At 68.9% G+C, this 17,006-nt stretch carries 10 protein-coding genes; 3 read left to right on the top strand and 7 right to left on the bottom strand.

The annotated features are described in order from the left end of the window. Positions 1-40 precede the first annotated feature (40 nt). Entirely contained in the window at positions 41-3,268 is a 3,228-nt protein-coding gene (gene carB, locus VFZ09_RS23080; protein WP_329729801.1) for a carbamoyl-phosphate synthase large subunit, read from the top strand. A 45-nt stretch (positions 3,269-3,313) separates the two neighbouring features. Here the strand turns inward: carB and VFZ09_RS23085 are convergent, their stop codons facing one another. Together VFZ09_RS23085 and VFZ09_RS23090 are read right to left on the bottom strand one after the other, a co-directional pair. Continuing rightward, a complete protein-coding gene (locus VFZ09_RS23085) occupies positions 3,314-5,626 on the bottom strand; it encodes a peptidoglycan-binding domain-containing protein (RefSeq protein WP_329729802.1) in 2,313 nt (770 codons plus the stop codon). 37 nt (positions 5,627-5,663) lie between these two features. Then, on the bottom strand, positions 5,664-6,839 hold the full coding sequence (locus VFZ09_RS23090) for an SH3 domain-containing protein (RefSeq protein WP_329729803.1): 1,176 nt from the start codon (positions 6,837-6,839) through the stop codon (positions 5,664-5,666). 191 nt (positions 6,840-7,030) lie between these two features. On the opposite strand from VFZ09_RS23090, the gene dacB reads away from it, so the two are divergent. Together dacB and VFZ09_RS23100 are read left to right on the top strand one after the other, a co-directional pair. Then, positions 7,031-8,536, top strand: a complete 1,506-nt coding sequence (gene dacB, locus VFZ09_RS23095; protein WP_329729804.1) for a D-alanyl-D-alanine carboxypeptidase/D-alanyl-D-alanine endopeptidase — start codon at positions 7,031-7,033, stop codon at positions 8,534-8,536. Between the two features lie 247 nt (positions 8,537-8,783). Beyond that, complete coding sequence (locus VFZ09_RS23100) at positions 8,784-11,270, top strand: HEAT repeat domain-containing protein (protein WP_329729805.1); 2,487 nt, start codon at positions 8,784-8,786, stop codon at positions 11,268-11,270. A 91-nt stretch (positions 11,271-11,361) separates the two neighbouring features. On the opposite strand, the gene VFZ09_RS23105 is transcribed toward VFZ09_RS23100, so the two are convergent. The 5 genes from VFZ09_RS23105 to VFZ09_RS23125 all read right to left on the bottom strand — a co-directional run. Next, a complete protein-coding gene (locus VFZ09_RS23105; protein WP_329729806.1) occupies positions 11,362-12,924 on the bottom strand; it encodes an ATP-binding protein in 1,563 nt (520 codons plus the stop codon). A 126-nt stretch (positions 12,925-13,050) separates the two neighbouring features. Then, the gene (locus tag VFZ09_RS23110; RefSeq protein ID WP_329729807.1) at positions 13,051-13,809 is read right to left on the bottom strand and encodes a glutathione S-transferase family protein; all 759 of its coding nucleotides are present in this window, start codon (positions 13,807-13,809) and stop codon (positions 13,051-13,053) included. A 48-nt stretch (positions 13,810-13,857) separates the two neighbouring features. Then, positions 13,858-14,013, bottom strand: a complete 156-nt coding sequence (locus tag VFZ09_RS23115; protein WP_329729808.1) for a hypothetical protein — start codon at positions 14,011-14,013, stop codon at positions 13,858-13,860. A gap of 33 nt (positions 14,014-14,046) precedes the next feature. Continuing rightward, positions 14,047-14,949, bottom strand: coding sequence for a DUF2381 family protein (locus tag VFZ09_RS23120; RefSeq protein WP_329729812.1), 903 nt, complete (start codon positions 14,947-14,949; stop codon positions 14,047-14,049). Between the two features lie 134 nt (positions 14,950-15,083). After that, positions 15,084-17,006: serine/threonine-protein kinase (locus VFZ09_RS23125; RefSeq protein WP_329729809.1), on the bottom strand; the 1,923-nt coding region annotated here is incomplete at its 5' end.

Raw genomic sequence — 17,006 nt, forward strand, 5'->3', positions numbered from 1 at the left:
GGTGCAAGCGGGGGCGAAGGTTGCTATTGGCCCCCCCTCGATGCCCAAGCGTAACGATATCCGGAAGGTTCTCGTCATTGGCTCTGGCCCGATCGTCATCGGCCAGGCGGTCGAGTTCGACTACTCAGGAACCCAGGCCACCAAGGCGCTGCGGGAGGAAGGCGTCGAGGTCGTCCTCTTGAACAGCAACCCGGCGACGGTCATGACCGATCCGGAGTTTGCTCACCGCACGTACATCGAGCCCATCACCGTCGAGGTCGCCGAGCGGATCATCGCCCAGGAGCGCCCCGACTCCGTCCTCCCCACCATGGGCGGTCAGACGGCGCTCAACCTCGCCAAGGCGCTCGCCGAGCAGGGCATCCTCGAGAAGTACGGGGTGAAGCTCATCGGCGCCTCGCTCGAGGCCATCAACAAGGCCGAGGACCGGCTCCTCTTCAAGCAGGCCATGGAGCGCATCGGCGTGGCCCTGCCCAAGAGCGGCTACGCCACCACCATCGACCAGGCCCTCGCCCTGGCGGACGAGATCGGCTTCCCCGCCATCATCCGCCCCTCCTTCACCCTGGGGGGCACCGGCGGCGGCATCGCCTACAACCGCGAGGAGTACGAGGCCATCTGCCGCTCCGGCCTCAAGGCCAGCCCCACCAGCACCATCCTCATCGAGGAGAGCGTGCTCGGCTGGAAGGAGTACGAGCTGGAGGTGGTCCGCGACTCGGCGGACAACGTCATCATCGTCTGCTCCATCGAGAACCTGGATCCCATGGGCGTGCACACCGGTGACTCCATCACCGTGGCCCCGGCCCAGACGCTCACGGATCGCGAGTACCAGCGGCTGCGCGAAGCCTCCATGCGCATCATCCGGGAGATCGGCGTCGACACGGGGGGCTCCAACATCCAGTTCGGCGTCAACCCGCGCGACGGCCGCATCGTCGTCATCGAGATGAACCCGCGCGTGTCGCGCTCCAGCGCGCTGGCCTCGAAGGCCACGGGCTACCCCATCGCCAAGGTGGCGGCGAAGCTGGCGCTCGGCTACACGCTGGACGAGCTGCGCAACGACATCACCCGCGACACCCCGGCCTCCTTCGAGCCCACGCTGGACTACGTGGTGGTGAAGGTGCCGCGCTTCAACTTCGAGAAGTTCCCCCACGCCAACCGCACCCTCACCACCAGCATGCGCGCGGTGGGCGAGGTGATGGCCATTGGCCGCACCTTCCGCGAGGCCTACCTCAAGGCCATGCGCTCCATGGAGTCCGGCCGCACCGGCCTGGAGGCTCCCGAACTCCCCGAGAACAAGGAGGAGCGGCGCAAGGTGCTGCGCGATTACGTGCGCGTACCCCGTCCCGAGCGGCCCGGCTACGTGGTGCAGGCCTTCCGCGAGGGCATGACGGTGGAGGAGGTGCACGAGCTCTCCGCCATCGATCCGTGGTTCCTGCGCCACATCCAGGCGCTGGTGCACGAGGCGAAGCACATCCAGGAGTTCGGCAAGCTGGAGAAGGTGCCGGACGAGGTGCTGCGCGCGGCGAAGTCGGACGGCTTCGCGGACAAGTACCTGGCGCAGCTGCTGGGCTGCACCGAGGCCGATGTCCGGGCGCGCCGGCACGCGAAGGGCATCCGGCCCGTATACAAGCGGGTGGACACCTGCGCCGCCGAGTTCGAGGCGTACACGCCCTACCTCTACTCCACGTACGAGGAGGAGGACGAGGCGCCGCCCACCCCGCGCCAGAAGGTGCTCATCCTGGGCAGCGGCCCCATCCGGATCGGCCAGGGCATCGAGTTCGACTACTGCTGCGTGCACGCGGCCTTCGCGCTGCGCGAGGCCGGGTACGAGACGGTGATGGTCAACTGCAACCCGGAGACGGTGTCCACGGACTACGACACGTCGGACCGTCTGTACTTCGAGCCGCTCACCATCGAGGACGTGCTCGAGGTGTCGCAGCGCGAGAAGCCGGTGGGCGCCATCGTGCAGTTCGGCGGGCAGACGCCGCTGCGCCTGTCCGTGCCGCTGGAGAAGGCGGGGCTGCCCATTCTCGGCACGCCGCCGGACGCCATCGACCGGGCCGAGGACCGCGAGCGCTTCGCGCAGCTGATTGAAAAGCTGGGGCTGATGCAGCCGGAGAACGGCGTGGCGCGCAGCCACGAGGAGGCCTACCGCGTGGCCGAGCGCATCGGCTACCCGGTGATGGTGCGGCCCTCGTACGTGCTGGGCGGCCGGGCGATGGAGGTCGTGTACGACCAGCAGAGCCTGGAGCGGTACATGCGCGAGGCGGTGAGCGCGTCGCCGGAGCACCCGGTGCTGATCGACCGCTTCCTCAAGGACGCCACCGAGGTGGATCTGGATCTGGTGGCGGACAAGACGGGCGCGGTGCTGGTGGGCGGCGTGCTGGAGCACGTGGAGGAGGCGGGCGTGCACTCGGGTGACGCGGCGTGCACGCTGCCGCCGCACTCGCTGTCGCCGGACCTGGTGGAGCGGATGAAGGATCAGGCCATGGCCCTGGCGAAGGAGCTGGGCGTGGTGGGTCTGATGAACGTGCAGTTCGCCATCCAGGGCAAGACGATCTTCGTGCTGGAGGTGAACCCGCGGGCGAGCCGCACGGTGCCATTCATCTCGAAGGCCACGGGCGTGGCGCTGGCGAAGATCGCCTCGCTGTGCATGGTGGGCAAGACGCTGGAGGAGTTGGGCGCCACGCAGGAGCCCGAGTTCCGGCACGTGGCGGTGAAGGAGTCGGTGTTCCCGTTCGCGCGCTTCGCGGGAGTGGACGTCATCCTCGGGCCCGAGATGAAGTCCACGGGCGAGGTGATGGGCATCGCGGACGACTACGCGTCGGCCTTCGCCAAGAGCCAGCAGGCGGCGGGCGTGAAGCTGCCGAGGAGCGGCAAGGTCTTCATCTCGGTGAAGAACGACGACAAGCCGGCGGTGGTGGATCTGGCCAGGCGGTTGCGCTCGCTGGGGTTCCAGATCGTGACCACGGGTGGCACGCACCAGTACCTGGCGACGAAGGGCATCGAGACGCAGAAGGTGCTGAAGGTGCAGGAGGGCCGGCCGCACATCGTGGACAAGATCGTGGACGGGCAGATCGTCCTGGTGATCAACACGACGTTCGGCAAGCAGGAGATCGCCGACAGCTTCTCCATCCGGCGCGAGGCGCTGATGCACAGCGTGCCGTACTACACGACGGTGCAGGCGGCTCGGATGGCGGTGGGGGCGCTGGAGGCGCTGCTGCGCAAGGAGCAGACGGTGCGTCCGCTCCAGGACTACCTGGCCAGGAAGTAGCTTCGGCCCGGGGTGGGGCAGGCCGTGGGGCCTGCCCCCTCTCCGTCAGCCGCCGTTGGCCTCGCGCCAGGCGTCACGGTAGGCCGGGAGCGCCTCGCGCCAGGCGCCGTCCGCGTGGCCGTCGCGCGGGACGAAGATGCTGCGATCCCAGTTGTTGCTGCCCGTGACGGACTCCCACTCCATCCACAGGCAGCCGGTGAGGCGCGGGTTGTCGCGGAGCTGCTCCAGCGTGGTGTCCAGCTCGCGCGCCACCTGGGCCGTGTTGTCGACGCGGAAGGAGTCCGGTGAGGCGCCGCCCTCGGTGGACAGCGACTTCGGCGCGTAGCCGAGCGCCTCCCGGGCCCACTTCTCGTACCAGGGGCCCGTCTCCGGTCCCCATCCCATCTGACCCCGGGCGCCGCCACTGCCGGGGCTGGTGCCCGTGTTGACTCCGTCCTCCCAGACATAGGTGTGCGTGGCGATCCAATCCACCAGCCGGCGCGGTGGCGAGGAGGTCCGTTCGTGCTCGGCGATGCCCTGCACCAGCGCCTTGAAGTAGGTGTCCGGGGCGAAGGCGAAGGGCGCCTCGTCGCTGGCTCCGGCGGCCATGGGCGGGATGCCCACCTTCACCTGGCCGGACAGGCCCTCGCGGGCGAGCGCGTCCTGGATGGCGGCGAGCGCGTCCACCTGCCTCGCCACCGAGTCTTGCAGGTACTGCTCCTTGCTCACCTGGCCCTGGCGCCCCTCGAGGCCCGTCTCGATGTTGGGCTCGTTGCCGAGCTGGATGAGCCGCACGCCCATGTTCCCCAGCGCGACCGCCGTGTCCGACATCCGCGTCATCGTCTCCGCGTTCCACTGGTCCGGCGGGGAGGGCTCGTAGATACGGACCGTGGGGGTGATGCCGGCCGCCTGGAGCTTGTCGAAGACCTGCTGGATCTGCTCCTTGCGCTTCGGATCGTCGAGCTCGGAGGGCGCGAGGTTCATCGTCGTGTAGCCCACGCCGAGCTCCTTCATCTTCGCGATGGCGGCGTCCACCTGGGCGGTGTTGCCCGGATCGTAGGCGACGGGCCAGTGCGCGCCCAGCCGCCCATTGACCTGGATGCCGGGGACGACCTCGTAGGGCGCGTACACCGAGCCGGGTGCCCCCACCGGAGCGGGGCCCACGGGAGGCGTGACGGGCGTGGGGTTCCGCACCTGGCCCGGGCCGCGGTCGCGGTACTCGTCGCTCTGGCGGAACATGGCCACCAGGGTGTCGCGGATCTCCGCGTCCGTCTTGCCCTGGGCGCGCTGCCGCCCGGCGAAGTCCATCCAGGTCTGCTTGCCGGCCGGATCACTGGCCCGCCCGAGCTCGGAGCGGTAGACGCCCTCCACCAGCTCACCCAGATCGGCGCGCGTGGGCTGGCCCTGGGTGGGGGCCGCGGCGAGCGCCTGCCTCGTGGCCGCGTCGTAGGCGCCGGTGACGGGCAGGCCCTGGTCCCGCTGGAAGGAGGACAGCGCCGCCTCGGTCGCCGGGCCGAAGGTGCCTGGACCCGTCGCCATCTGCGCCTGCGTGAGGTAGCCCGTCCGGACGAGCTCCTGCTGCATCGCCAGCACCTCGGGGCCCTCGGCACCTCGCCGCGGCTCGGAGGGGCCGGGCTGTACCGGTGGAGGCTGCATGGGCGGGGGCTGCACGGGCGGAGGCTGTTGCTGCGCGCCGGCCGGCACTGCCTGGAAGGAGACGAGGAAGTTGACGTGGTGGTTGGCGGGCATGGTGAAGGGGCCCACCTGCTGGCTGCCGAAGCCCGCGTAGGGGTTGCCCGGCACGTCCCTGGGCGTCACCCACACCTGCATGGCGTTGCCGCCCCACATGGGGATGTCGAAATACCCCTGCGTCGGCCCACCGGTGTTCTCGCTCGTCGTCCAGGCGTCCTGCTTCACCCCGTAGGCGTCGTTGAGCTTGGGGCTCGCCGAGGTGACGGGTTGGCCCGGCCCATGGGTGAACTGGACGTCGAAGTAGCGGGTGAGATCCTCCGGGGGAATCTCCTTTCCGCTCGCATCGAGGATGCGCACGTAGACGTTGTGGTTGCCTCCCGACTGCTGATCGTTCTGGTAGGCCACCGTCCTCACGTCCATCGAGCCGTTGGGGCCCTGGCTCCGCTGGGGGGTCTGCACCTGGAGCCGCGCCTCCGTGGCGATGCGTGGATCGATGAGCGCGGAGGCGCGCGTGGCCGCCAGCTGGACCGGAGCCGGGCGGGGAGGGGCCTCGAAGGTGTCCACGGCGGTATTGCGCGGCGGGGCCTGGGTCTTCTGCGTCTCCTTCTCGGGAGAGGACTTCGTGGGCGTGGAGACCTTGGGCGTCTCGGTGCGCGGGGTGCTCGAGTCTGAGCGTCGGACGGTCATGGGGGACTCTCCGGAGGAGTGGAGGGGTGTGGCGGGACTAGGGCGTGCCGTCCACGGACATGGCGCCCGCGTTGCCGCGCATGAAGGCGTCCAGCTCCGCGGGCGTCACCTCGATGGGGCCCTTGTCCGGGTGCGCCGGGTCGCAGACGATGAAGTTGCCCTCGGACGTCACGCCCGTCACCGTCACCAGGTGCTCCTCGGCGCCGCCGCCGCGCGCCCACGTGTCCGTCTTCTCCCGCGCCGGGCCTCCCTCGGGTGGCACCTCCACGAAGTTGCCGGAGATGACCACCGCCTTGCCCTCGCTCACGGCCTGGGCCACGCTCGCCGAGTCGGCGGAGATGGACTCGGCGACGCCTCCGGCGGCCTCCACCGCGCGCTGCACACCCCCGAACTCCGTATAGGTGCTGTTCTCGTTGCCCTCGCCGCTCATCGGCGCGTACTGGTAGCCGGCGTCGGGGTTGTTCGGATCCACCGGCACCACGCCGTCCCGGGCGCTGTCGGCGCCGTTGTACATGTGGAAGCGCGCGGCCTGCACGTCCGCCCCATCGGTGCCGTTGTTCGGTACCCCGGGGATGTCCGGCAGCGTCAGCCCCTGATCGCGCAGCGCCATCACCACCGAGGTGGGGCCGCAGTTGGCGTTGCGCCCGTCCCCGCTCACCTGTGTCTCGGCGGTGAACTGGTTGACGTACAGCCCCTGTGCCCGCTCCATGGCCTGTGCGTCCGTCTCCGTCCGGGGCCGGGGCGCCGAGGAGGCCCGCGTGTACTGCTCCGAGACCCAGCCGCCGCGCTGCGTCGTGCCGTCATTCCACGACACGTGGACGAAGCCGTCCTTGCGCGTGGCGCCCGTCTCGTCCGGCGTCACCTGCAGCTCCGCACCGGGGGGGATGATGGCGGTGGGCGTGTTGCCCACGGTGGTGGGCGCCGTGCGCAGGTTGAGGAAGTCGGTGGAGACCCGCCGCTCGGGAGTCGAGCCGCCCGTCGCGGAGGCGTCCGCCGGGGCGGTGTTCTTCAGGGCGAGCACCTCGGGCGAAGCCGGAGTCCGCAGGGCCACGGGCGAGGTGCGCGCCGAAGTGAAGCTGCTCACGCCGGAGGCGAGGCCCCGAGCCTCGTTGGTGGGCTTCGTGGCGGTGGTGCCGGTGGCGGGCTTCGACTCGGAAGTCCTCGTGTTGGACACGGAGGGGGCCGACTGAGGGGTCTTGCGAATGGTCGTCATCGAGGGCTCCGCCACGGAAGAGGAGGGGTTGAGTTCGTTATCGGACGAATGCTTCCCGGGGTTGCGTCCGGGAATTCTTCCGTGGGTGGCGGAGGCCCCCTTGCCCCCTCTGTGAACGTGCGCACGGCGGCGGCGGGAACCACCCCGCCCGAGCGTCGACACCTCGGAGAGGGGACGGTAGCTTGAGCTCCATGCGCCGTTCCCCCCTCGCGACGCTCCTGCTGGCGGCCCTCGTGTTGCCGGCCTGTCTTCCCCGCGCGACGACGAACCGTCCGCCGCCGCCGTCTCTGATCTCGGTGGCGGATTCGCTCTTCGAGTCCGTCGAGAGCGAGGGCACGCTCGCCAGTGTCTTCATGGTGGACGCCGCCACGGGGACGCCCCTCTACGCGCGCCACCCGCACGTGCGCCTGCTGCCCGCGTCGACGATGAAGGTGGTGTCCACCTCGGCGGCGCTGTCCGCGTTCGGCCCGGACTACCGCTTCCGCACGCCGGTGCGGCTCGAGGGCACGCAGCTGGGCAACCTCTTCCTCGGGGATCTCGTGGTGGAGGCCTCGGGAGATCCGTCGTTGGGCTCGTGGCGCTTCCCCGAGACGGCCGTGGCCTGCGAGCAGCTCGCCGAGGCCATTCACACCCGGGGCATCCGGCAGTGGCTCGGCGCGGTGCGGGTGGACAACGCGGACGAGGGGCCCCATGGCCTCTTCGGCCCGGGCTGGGCCTGGGATGACGCGGCCTATGCCTACAGCGCGGCTCCGTCCCTCTTCGTCTTCCGCGAGAACGTGGTGGACCTGTCGCTGGAGCGCCCCGAGGGCCAGGAGTGCACCGAGCAACCCCGCCGGCCCATCACGGTGCGCTACAGCCCGGCCTTCGAGGCGCCTCCCACCGTCGTGTACCTCGAGCCGAACGCCCAGCGCGCCGGGCTTGGCTGCGTGCGTGAGCGGGGCAGCGGGCGCATCCGCTGCGTGTGGCGCTCGACGGCGGAGCAGTGCCCGCGCAAGGCGAACATGCGTGTCGCCATCGACGATCCGCAGGCCCTGTTCACCTCGTGCCTGGAGGAGTCCCTGGCCGTGCGGGGCATCTGGCGCGCGCCGGTCGCGCCGCGGATGGCCGCCGTGCCCTCGGCCACCACGAGCGAGCCGCTCCTGGAGTTCGTCAGCCCGTCCCTGGCCGAGCTGGTGAAGGTGACGAACAAGGAGTCCCTCAACCTGTACGCCGAGCGGCTCGGCCTGCGCTTCACCCGCGAGCGCACGGGCACCGAGAGCTACACCGCGCTGCGCGACGCCATGACGCAGGAGCTCACGCGCCGGGGCATCTCTCCCCGCCTGCTGAGGGCGGCGGATGGCAGCGGGCTGTCGCGCTACAACGTGGCCACCGCGCAGGGGCTGGTGGGGGTCATCTACACCAGCCTGAAGGAGCCGTACGGCCCCGCGCTGCTGGAGAGCCTGCCCATCGCGGGCGTGGACGGCACGCTGGCGAACACCGCGGCCTCCAACGGGGCGAAGGGGCTCATCCGCGCCAAGACGGGGACGCTCTCGGGGCAGAAGGCCTTCGTGGGCGTCGCCGAGCGCCCCAACGATCCGGAGCACCCCCGCGTCGTCTTCGCGCTGATGCTGGGCAACATCGACGAGCAGCCCACGCTCACCGCGAACCAGGTGTTCGAGCACTTCGCCGAGGCGATGGTGTCCCTGCCCCTGCGCTGAGGGCCGGGCACCTTCACTCCGGGGGTGTTGCCTCCGAGGCAACAGCCACCTCCCCGGCGTGTTGCCTGTCAAGACACACGTGGTTTGGATTGCCTCGGAAGGCATGCGCCGGGGTGTTGTTTTCGCGTCCACATGTTTTTTTTCAGTGTTGATGTCTTGTCAGAACCGGTCTGACTGGAATAAAAGAGAATTGCTTCAAAACGCGAGGGGCAAGCCAATCAGGCTTCCCACGTTCAGGGGGCAATTCATGAAAATCATGTCCATCCGTATCCAGTCTCTCCGCCCCGTGCTGATGCTGGGCACGCTGTTGCTGTCGGCGGCCGCGCCGCTGACGGTGCACGCCGGGCAGGCGCCGTCGAGCCAGATGGCGGCGGCCTCGGCGCTCCCGCTCCGGTATGAGAAGGGCCTCTCGTATACCTATCAGTGGTCCGCCAAGGTGCAGGGCCGGACGTTCAACCAGGACGAGAAGCAGGTGGGGCAGAGCGAGAACGCCACCCAGTTCGACGCCCTGGCGCGGGTGACTCTGGTCGAGCAGCTCGATGCGGAGACGTACCTGCTGGCGCTGTCGCTCGAGGAGCCGCGGATCTCCCGCTACAACGAGGACGGGGCGATGGTGGAGGAGGAGCGGGATCCGGAGCTGATGGCGGAGCTGGCCCGGCCCGTCTACTTCAAGCAGAACGCCTACGGCCAGGTCAGCGAGCTGCTCCACTCCGCGAAGGAGAGCCCGGGCACCATCAACCTCAAGCGCGGCATCATCTCGGCGCTCCAGTCCTCGGTGAAGGATGTGGGGGCCTTCGAGGCGCAGGAGCAGGACGTCTCCGGTATCTACCGCGCGAAGTACGAGGCGTTCCGGGAGGGCGAGCAGCTCTTCGTGAGGAAGCAGCGCACGGACAAGGACTACCTCGCGTTCGCGGACCGGACGATCGAGGCGCGGGACTTCAACCTCGAGAGCAGCAGCGAGTCCGTGGTGAGTGACAAGTACGGCGTCGTCGAGTCGTTCAGCTCGCGCGAAGTCGCCAACTCGGTGTCCAAGGAGGCCAGCCCCTACGCGGGCGAGGGCGCCGGGATGTGGTCGGAGCTGGTGAGCGAAGGGCGGATGGACCTGGTGGACGTGAGCTACCGGGGCGAGGTGGAGCCCCCGGGTGCGGAGTATGTCGCCGGTGGCCTCATGGCCGCTCCGTACGACGACGGCGCCGGGAGCGAGGTGCCCACGGATCCGAAGCAGGTCCAGGCGCTGCTCTCCGAGGACCTCTCCCTGCTGCGGATGGATCCGCGCAGCCCGGAGGCCTTCAACCGGCTGCTCGCCACGCTGCGGGCCAGCCCCGTGGCGGTGCGTGAGCTGGGCCAGTCCCTGCGCCGGGGCGTCCTCGCTCCCGAGCTCCTGCCGGCCGCCATCGGCGCGCTGGGCTCGCTCGGCACCGACGAGGCGCAGTCCCTCCTGCTCGACGGCGTCGTCCTGTCCCCGAGGGCCTCGCTCGAGTCGAAGGATCAGGCCCTCGTGGCGCTCTCGCTCGCCGAGCGGCCCCTGCCCGCGGCCGTCCAGAGCGTGGAGCGGCTCAGCGCGGACGCGTCCTCGCCGCTGCGCACCCAGGCCACCCTGGTCCTGGGCGCCATGACGGAGAAGCTGCTGAGCGTGCGCCCGCTGGAGGCGTCCCGCATCGTGGAGCGCCTGGAGCGCGAGCTCACCTCCGCGCGTGACACCACGGAGCAGGATCACCTGCTGAGCGCCCTCGGCAACGCCGGCCACCCGGCGTCGGTGAGCGTCATCGCCCCCTTCCTGCAGCACGCCTCGCCGCTGCTGCGTGGCTCGGCGGTGGAGGCCCTGCGCAAGATGCAGTCGCCGCTCGTGGACTCGCTGCTGCTGGTGCGCTACAGCCAGGAGCCGGAGGCCTGGCTGCGCTCGCTCATCGCCTCGGTGCAGGAGCGCCGTGGCCGCGAGGCTCCCAGCAGCTCCATCCAGTCCCTGACGTACTACTGGTCCTGGCAGCGCGACATTGGCGGCAGTGACATCAAGGCCCGCCTCTTCGCCGAGCTGGACGTGCGCGACACCCCGGACCTCTACGTGCGCGCGCTGGGCCAGGCCACCGCCCACGCCTGGTCGTGGCAGTACACGCTGCTGAAGGCCTACGCCCTCACCGACGTGGTGAACGATAACGGCACCCTCAAGCGCCGCTTCGGGGCCTACCTGGATCTGCTCAACAACCGCTACTTCACCGCCGAGTACTTCCTCACCTGCGGCCAGACGCGCTCCGGCTCCCTGGGCAGCTTCACGATGCAGTTCTTCAACCTGTCCAAGAGCTTCTACCCGTGGGGCATCCGGGTGACCTTCAGCATCGGCGCCAGCGGCACGGTGGATGGCACCTACTCGTACACGTACACGGCGTGCAACGCGCCGGTGCTGCTCTCGGCCGCGGTCACCGTCACCCCGGGGGCGCGCATCAGCGCCGTGGGTGGGGCCACCGTCTCCATCTACATCGCCCGGGCGGGCGCGGAGATCCGCGCGGACATCCTGAAGACGACGCTGCCGGCCACCGCCACGGGTGAGCTCCGCTACGGCGCGCTGCGCACCTGCCAGAACCTCTCCGTCACCATGCAGCCCATCAGCGGCAACCTGAGCCTCTGGTACCAGCTGCGCCGCTGGAACGGCAGCTGGGGCTCGCGCAACTCGTGGAACGTGTGGAGCTTCTCCAGCAACTCCTACACCCAGTCGCTCATCAACCGCTGCCTGCCGTGATGGGCTGACGCGGCCAGGACGTGGTTCCCACGCCCCGGCTCCCTCTCTCGGGGGGGCCGGGGTGTTCGCTCGTACAGGGATGTGCCTGGTTTCAGGCCGAGGGGATGGGGGACGCGTAGGCGCCCGCGGACTCCGGGGCGTCCGTGAAGGACTCGGCCGCGGTGGGCAGGAGGACGCGGAAGGTGGTCCCCTCGCCCACGGTGCTCTCCACGGACAGCTCGCCTCCCAGTGCGCGGATGATCTCGTGGCTGATGGGCAGTCCCAGGCCCGTGCCTTCCCCCGCGGACTTGGTGGTGAAGAAGGGCTCGAAGATGCGCTCGAGGTTCTCGGGAGGGATGCCGCAGCCGGTGTCCCGCACCTCCACCACCACCCGTGAGCCGTCCTGGACGCGTGTCTTCAACCGGATCTCCCCACCTGTCTGGGGCATGGCCTGCGCGGCGTTGACCAGCAGGTTCACGAAGACCTGGGCCAGCTGCACGGCATTGCCCTGCACCTGGGGCAGCTGGCCATAGTCGCGCACCAGCCGGGCCCGGCTGCACACCTTGCCCTTGACCAGATGGAGGGATGTCTCCAGCACCTCGTGGAGCTCCAGCGGCTGCGAGGAGACCGGATCTCCTCGCGAGAGCGATTGCAGGCTCTGGACGATGAGGCGCATGCGCTCGGCCCCCTCGCGCGCCTCGGCGACCGCCTCCAGCAGATCGCTCTTCACCTCCTCCGGCTGCTCCAACTGGCGCAGCTCGCTCTGGATGAAGCCGAGGTTGCTGGAGACGAACGCGAGCGGGTTGTTGATCTCATGCGCCACGCCCGCCGCGAGCATCCCGATGGAGGCCATCCGCTCGTTGAGCCGCAGGCGTGCCTCGCTCTCGCGCTGCTCGGTGATGTCCCGGACCGTGACGGCCAGACAGTCACCCACGGCCCGCAGCTCGCGGCGGAACCAGCGGCGCCCGCTCCCGGAGGTCTCCTGGAGCACTTCCTCGGTCTGGGGCTTGCCCGTCCGCCAGAAGGCCTCGCACGCCGCGGGGGTCGCGATGAAGGCCGCATGCGGGAACTCGGAGAGGAAGTGCCCCTCGGCCTCGCGCGCGCGGCAGCCCAGCAGCGACTCGGCATGGGTGTTGAGGTGCAGGACGCGCATCCCCTCGGTCTCGCCCCGCAGGATGAAGAAGGCGTCGAAGCTGCCGCCCACCGCCAGGCGGAAGAGGGCCTCGTTGCGGCGCCGGGCCTCATCTCCGCGCAGCTGGGTGGACAGATCCCGGGCAATGCCGAACAGCCCGATCACCTGCCCATCCTCACTCCGGATCACGCCCTTGGTGGAGAACCACTCGCGCTGCGACCCCGCCATGCGCTCGCTCATCTCCGAGTGCAGCACCCGCCCGGCCAGCAGCACCTGCCGGTCGAACTCCATGGTGGCCTCCGCTTCCCCTGGGGGCACCAGCTCGTCGTCCTTGTGGCCGAGGATGTCTTCCACCGCATGCCCGAGGAAGCACGCCCCGGCGCCGTTGATGAAGGTGTAGCGGCCCTGGAGATCCTTGGTGAAGACCGCATCCGGCGAATGCTCGGCCAGGTGCAGGAAGAGCTCCCGGTAGGGCAGCCCGGGTGGTGGGACCGAATGCCCCGTATTCAGGACGGCCTCACCTGAAACGCGATGCTCGCTCATGGAGATCCCCCCGGGGTTGCTGCATCTCCATGTAATTAATGTGTTGCTGGAAATCCTTGCGGAAGCCGCGACCCGACTTCCGTTGAGAACTCCACCTTGCACATGCCGTCTGGCGAACAGCTGGCTTCAGGGCTTCTCGTGGGGGCCGACCGGAACAGGCCGATGCTCGGTGTAGAGCTGATCCCTCCAGCGCACCAGGTCCGCGAACCGCTCCGCGAGCGCCGGGTGCGTCCAGGCCTTCCTCCGGCCCGGCCCCAGCGGGATGAAGAGCTCGTCCACGGGCTGGATGAACTGGAGCGTCAGCGCCATGGTGATGTCCGCGTACGAGAACGTGCCGGTGAGGTATTTGCGGCCCTGGAGTCCCGCGCGCAGCTGCTCGAGCCCGGGCACGACCGTGGCCAGCAGGGCCTCCTCGGGATCCTTCGCCGCCTCGTGCTTGTTCGCGAGGAAGAGGGCCGCCATCCGCGCCATGGGTTTCAGCGGCCCCCGGGCGAGCCCGGGGATGAACGAGGGCAGGGCTTCCACCTGGGCCTCGGGGAACTGCATGAGCCGCTGCACCATGTACGCGCGCCCCACGCGCAGCATCGCGTCACCGCGCTGCTCCCATTGCTCGAGCTCCGGGAGCGAGGCCGCGGGGAATAGGGGAGACCCCTTACCGTGACGCTCGGCCCACTGGGCGATCGCGTAGGAGCCCATCGTGGCCTTGGAGCCCTCCAGCAGCAGGGGGACGGTGCCGCGTTGCCCGGAAGGCGCATGCAGCCGCAGACGCACCTCGCCCAGCAGCGGAATGTGTTCGCGGTACTGGTATGCCACGCGATGGTGATCCAGCGCCCAGCGCGCCTTCTCGGTCCAACCGGAGTAGCCCAATCCCACCAGGGTTTTCATGAATGGTGACTCTGTCCGGAGTCCGGTCCCATGGCAACAAGTCAGGCGTCAGGGCGCTGCTTCGGCTCCGGCGGGGAGGCGCTTCACCAGATCCCTCCAGTAGCAGCGCCGCACCTCGGAGGCGCCGCGCGGGCTGGGCTCGATCGTGGAGGTGAACCACGAGGCCTCGCCCCCGAGGAAGTGCGCGTGCAGATCGATGAGCATGTTCCCGCGTCGACACACGCGGGAGGGCTCGCATCAAAGCCCCGGCCCTTCGGCCAGAGCTGGGAAGGACACGTTGCCGATGACGAGGGTTCGTTGGCCGTCAGCCTCCCAAAGCTTCAGGGTGAAGGGGCCCACGGTCTGCACGTCCTCGGCCTGCACTTCGATGTAGAGAGTGAGCGGTTGATCTGGAAGAAGGGGCCTTGGCTGCCAGATGGACCCCTTCAGTTCTTTGCTCTTGGGGCCCGTGAGCATGGCACCTTGAGCCGTCCAGGGCGCCGCATCATCCGGAGCCTTCAAGTCCACCAGCACCAGCATCCTCCCAGGAGCCCGGCAGGTGATGACCCGTCCCGCTGACAGCGCCGCTTTGGGGCGGAGGATGAAATCGATTTTCGAGCAGGGGATGCCCTTCTCGTCCATCATGCCGGAATCGAACAGGCCCGAGAGTCCATCCGGTCTGTCCCGCTCCGCGCGCAGCCGATCGTTTTCCGCGCGCAGTCTCGCGTTCTCCTCGTAGGACTTCTTCAAATCGGCTTGGACGGACTCCACTGGACGCGGATTGCGGAAGATCCTCACCTGCCGCTCCCCTATCGCGGGATGAACGATCAGCCGGAAGGTTGCGCAAGCAGGAGCCGCGTCATCCGCGAAGCACACCCTCAATTTGCTGGGCTTCTCACCGCGTATCTCTTCGGAGGGAACGAGCGTCAGGGTGCGCTTCCCAGGGTCCGCGACCTCGAAGCGCTCGCGGCCTTCCAGCGTCAGCCCGTCCGCTCGTAAGTCCGAGTCGAAAACAAAGGTGGAGGGCTGTCCCGGGCTGATCTGTACCTCGGAGACCTCGTTGGTACCGTCCGCCGTCAACTCGATGCAGCGGTCTTCCGTCTCCCCTGGCGGAGGGCACGTCTTCGCGGTGGCCGAACTCCCCGCGACAAGCAGCAGCATCAGCAACGCGGCAGGCGATGAAGCAAACACGGGACACCCACTCCAGGGCAGGAACGGTGCCCGTCTGTATCATGTCTCCGGACCCGCTTGTGTCCGGGCCCGGTCCTTCCACTTCCCGTCCGATTCCCCGACTCTCAATCGGAGCTGCGGACGGCCCACACGTCCACCGTGGAGTAGATCCGCGCAGAACCCGGACCTCCACCTCCCTCTCGGATGATGGCGCCTCTGCCGCCCTTAAGACCGTCCGACATCTCGAAGCACACCGGGAACGGCTGCCCATCCCCCAACAGGTCGCGCGCTTCGGTGAACCGACCGTACACGCGCTCCTCGCCAATGGTGAGTGTGCCGGAGAGGTAGATGCGGCCTCCTGACTCACCCGCTCGGCGGGGCCCCAACTGGGCGGAGGCGGAGCCTTCGTGAACAGTGATGACCTGGGCGCTACCTTCCGGATTGAGGTAGGCGCTGACACTTTGCCCGACGCGGACGCCCAGCTTATCCGCCATGGCCTCGACCGCACCGGCCGGACACGGAGCAGGTTCCGGAGTCGGCCGCACGTGTTGGGGGGTCGGACATCCCGCCAGCGCATTGCAAACCAAGCCCGTACCGATGACCTTGGCGGCGCGTCCGAGAACCTTCGTCTTCTTCTGTTGGGGCTTCTCGCTGCTGTCGTCCATGCGAAGCATCGTCATCATCACAGGCGCGGAAATGGAGCCCATCGCGGGCTCGGCGCCTTCTCCGCTTGGAGGATCCAGCGGCTTCGCGGATTGCGCCACTTCACGACCGGACTCGGCTTGTCGAGTGGGAGTGGCCTCGGACGACGCATCGAGTGGCACCGTCCCAGGGGGAGAGCGCAACGAAGTGGCGAACAGGAGCGCGCCGAGCACCATGGCCGCGCCCCCCGCTGCCGCGGCGAAACGAGAGCGACGACGCGACACCGGAGGGATCGGAGCTGCTGCCGCTCGTGGCGCTTCGAAAAGGGCCGGGGCTTGGGATGCAGGAGGCGCAACCGGCTCCGGGACAGGAGCAACGGCAACAGCGGGCGCCTTCTCTTCCGGGATGGCGGCGAGAACTTCGGCCTCGGGAACAGGAGCCGGAGCCTTCTTCGGTGGCTTCCGGCCTCTCCGCCGCTCTTTCTTCAGCCAACGTCGGAGCCAGCGCTTCGAGTCGGCCACATCCACCAGCGCGGGATCTTCCTCGGTCGTCCTGTTGTGGGGCGTGTCCGGTTCGAACAGCGGGAGGTCCCAGCTTGCATCAACCTCGGCGTTGGCCATGGCCGCATCGAGTGCCGCGCAGAAATCGACCACGCGCTCGTAGCGTGCTGCCGGGTCCTTCTCCAGCATCCGCATGCACACGTCCGAGAGCGCTCGCGGCACGCGGGGATTGATGACGTGCGGAGCAACAGGCGTCTGGTGGAGGATGCGTTCCGCGAGTCCTCCCTCTTCTTCGTCCTCCCGGTCCCCGAACGGAAGGATGTCCGTCAGCAGCCAATAGAACGACACCCCGAGGGCCCAAAGCTCGTCCGCTGGGCTGTAGTCGTAGCTCCCGGAATCGTTCTCTCTGCTGAAACGCCATGCCTCCGGCGCGCGAAACTCGATGGTTCCCGGCGGAAGGCGCGAGCTGGTCGGGGCTGGGAGCCCCGTGAGCGTGCTCACTCCGAAGTCGATCAACAGCGGTCTCGAGTTCCCATCCCGGATGATGACGTTATCGGGCTTGAGGTCCCTGTGCATGACGCCTTGCCGGAGGACCTCCCCGAGGGTCAGCCCGACATCCAAGATGATGCGCGCGGACCTCCTGGCCGATGGGTTCTCCTCCGAGGCATACGTCTCCAGGGTCCGGCCGCCAGCGAACTCCATGACGATGAAGGGGTGACCGATGATGGGGTCCGGCCAGTACCCGCATCCAAAGAAGCGGACGACATCGGGATGATCCATGTGGTTCAGGATGCCGATCTCGCGCCTGGCCCGGTCATTCAACAAGCGGCCCCGGAGGATCTTGACGGCGTAGAAGCATCCGGCCTGCTCGGCCTTGTAGACGTAGCCGTAGCTCCCGCTGCCGAG

It is taken from the genome of Archangium sp., assembly GCF_036277355.1.
Lineage (GTDB): Bacteria > Myxococcota > Myxococcia > Myxococcales > Myxococcaceae > Archangium.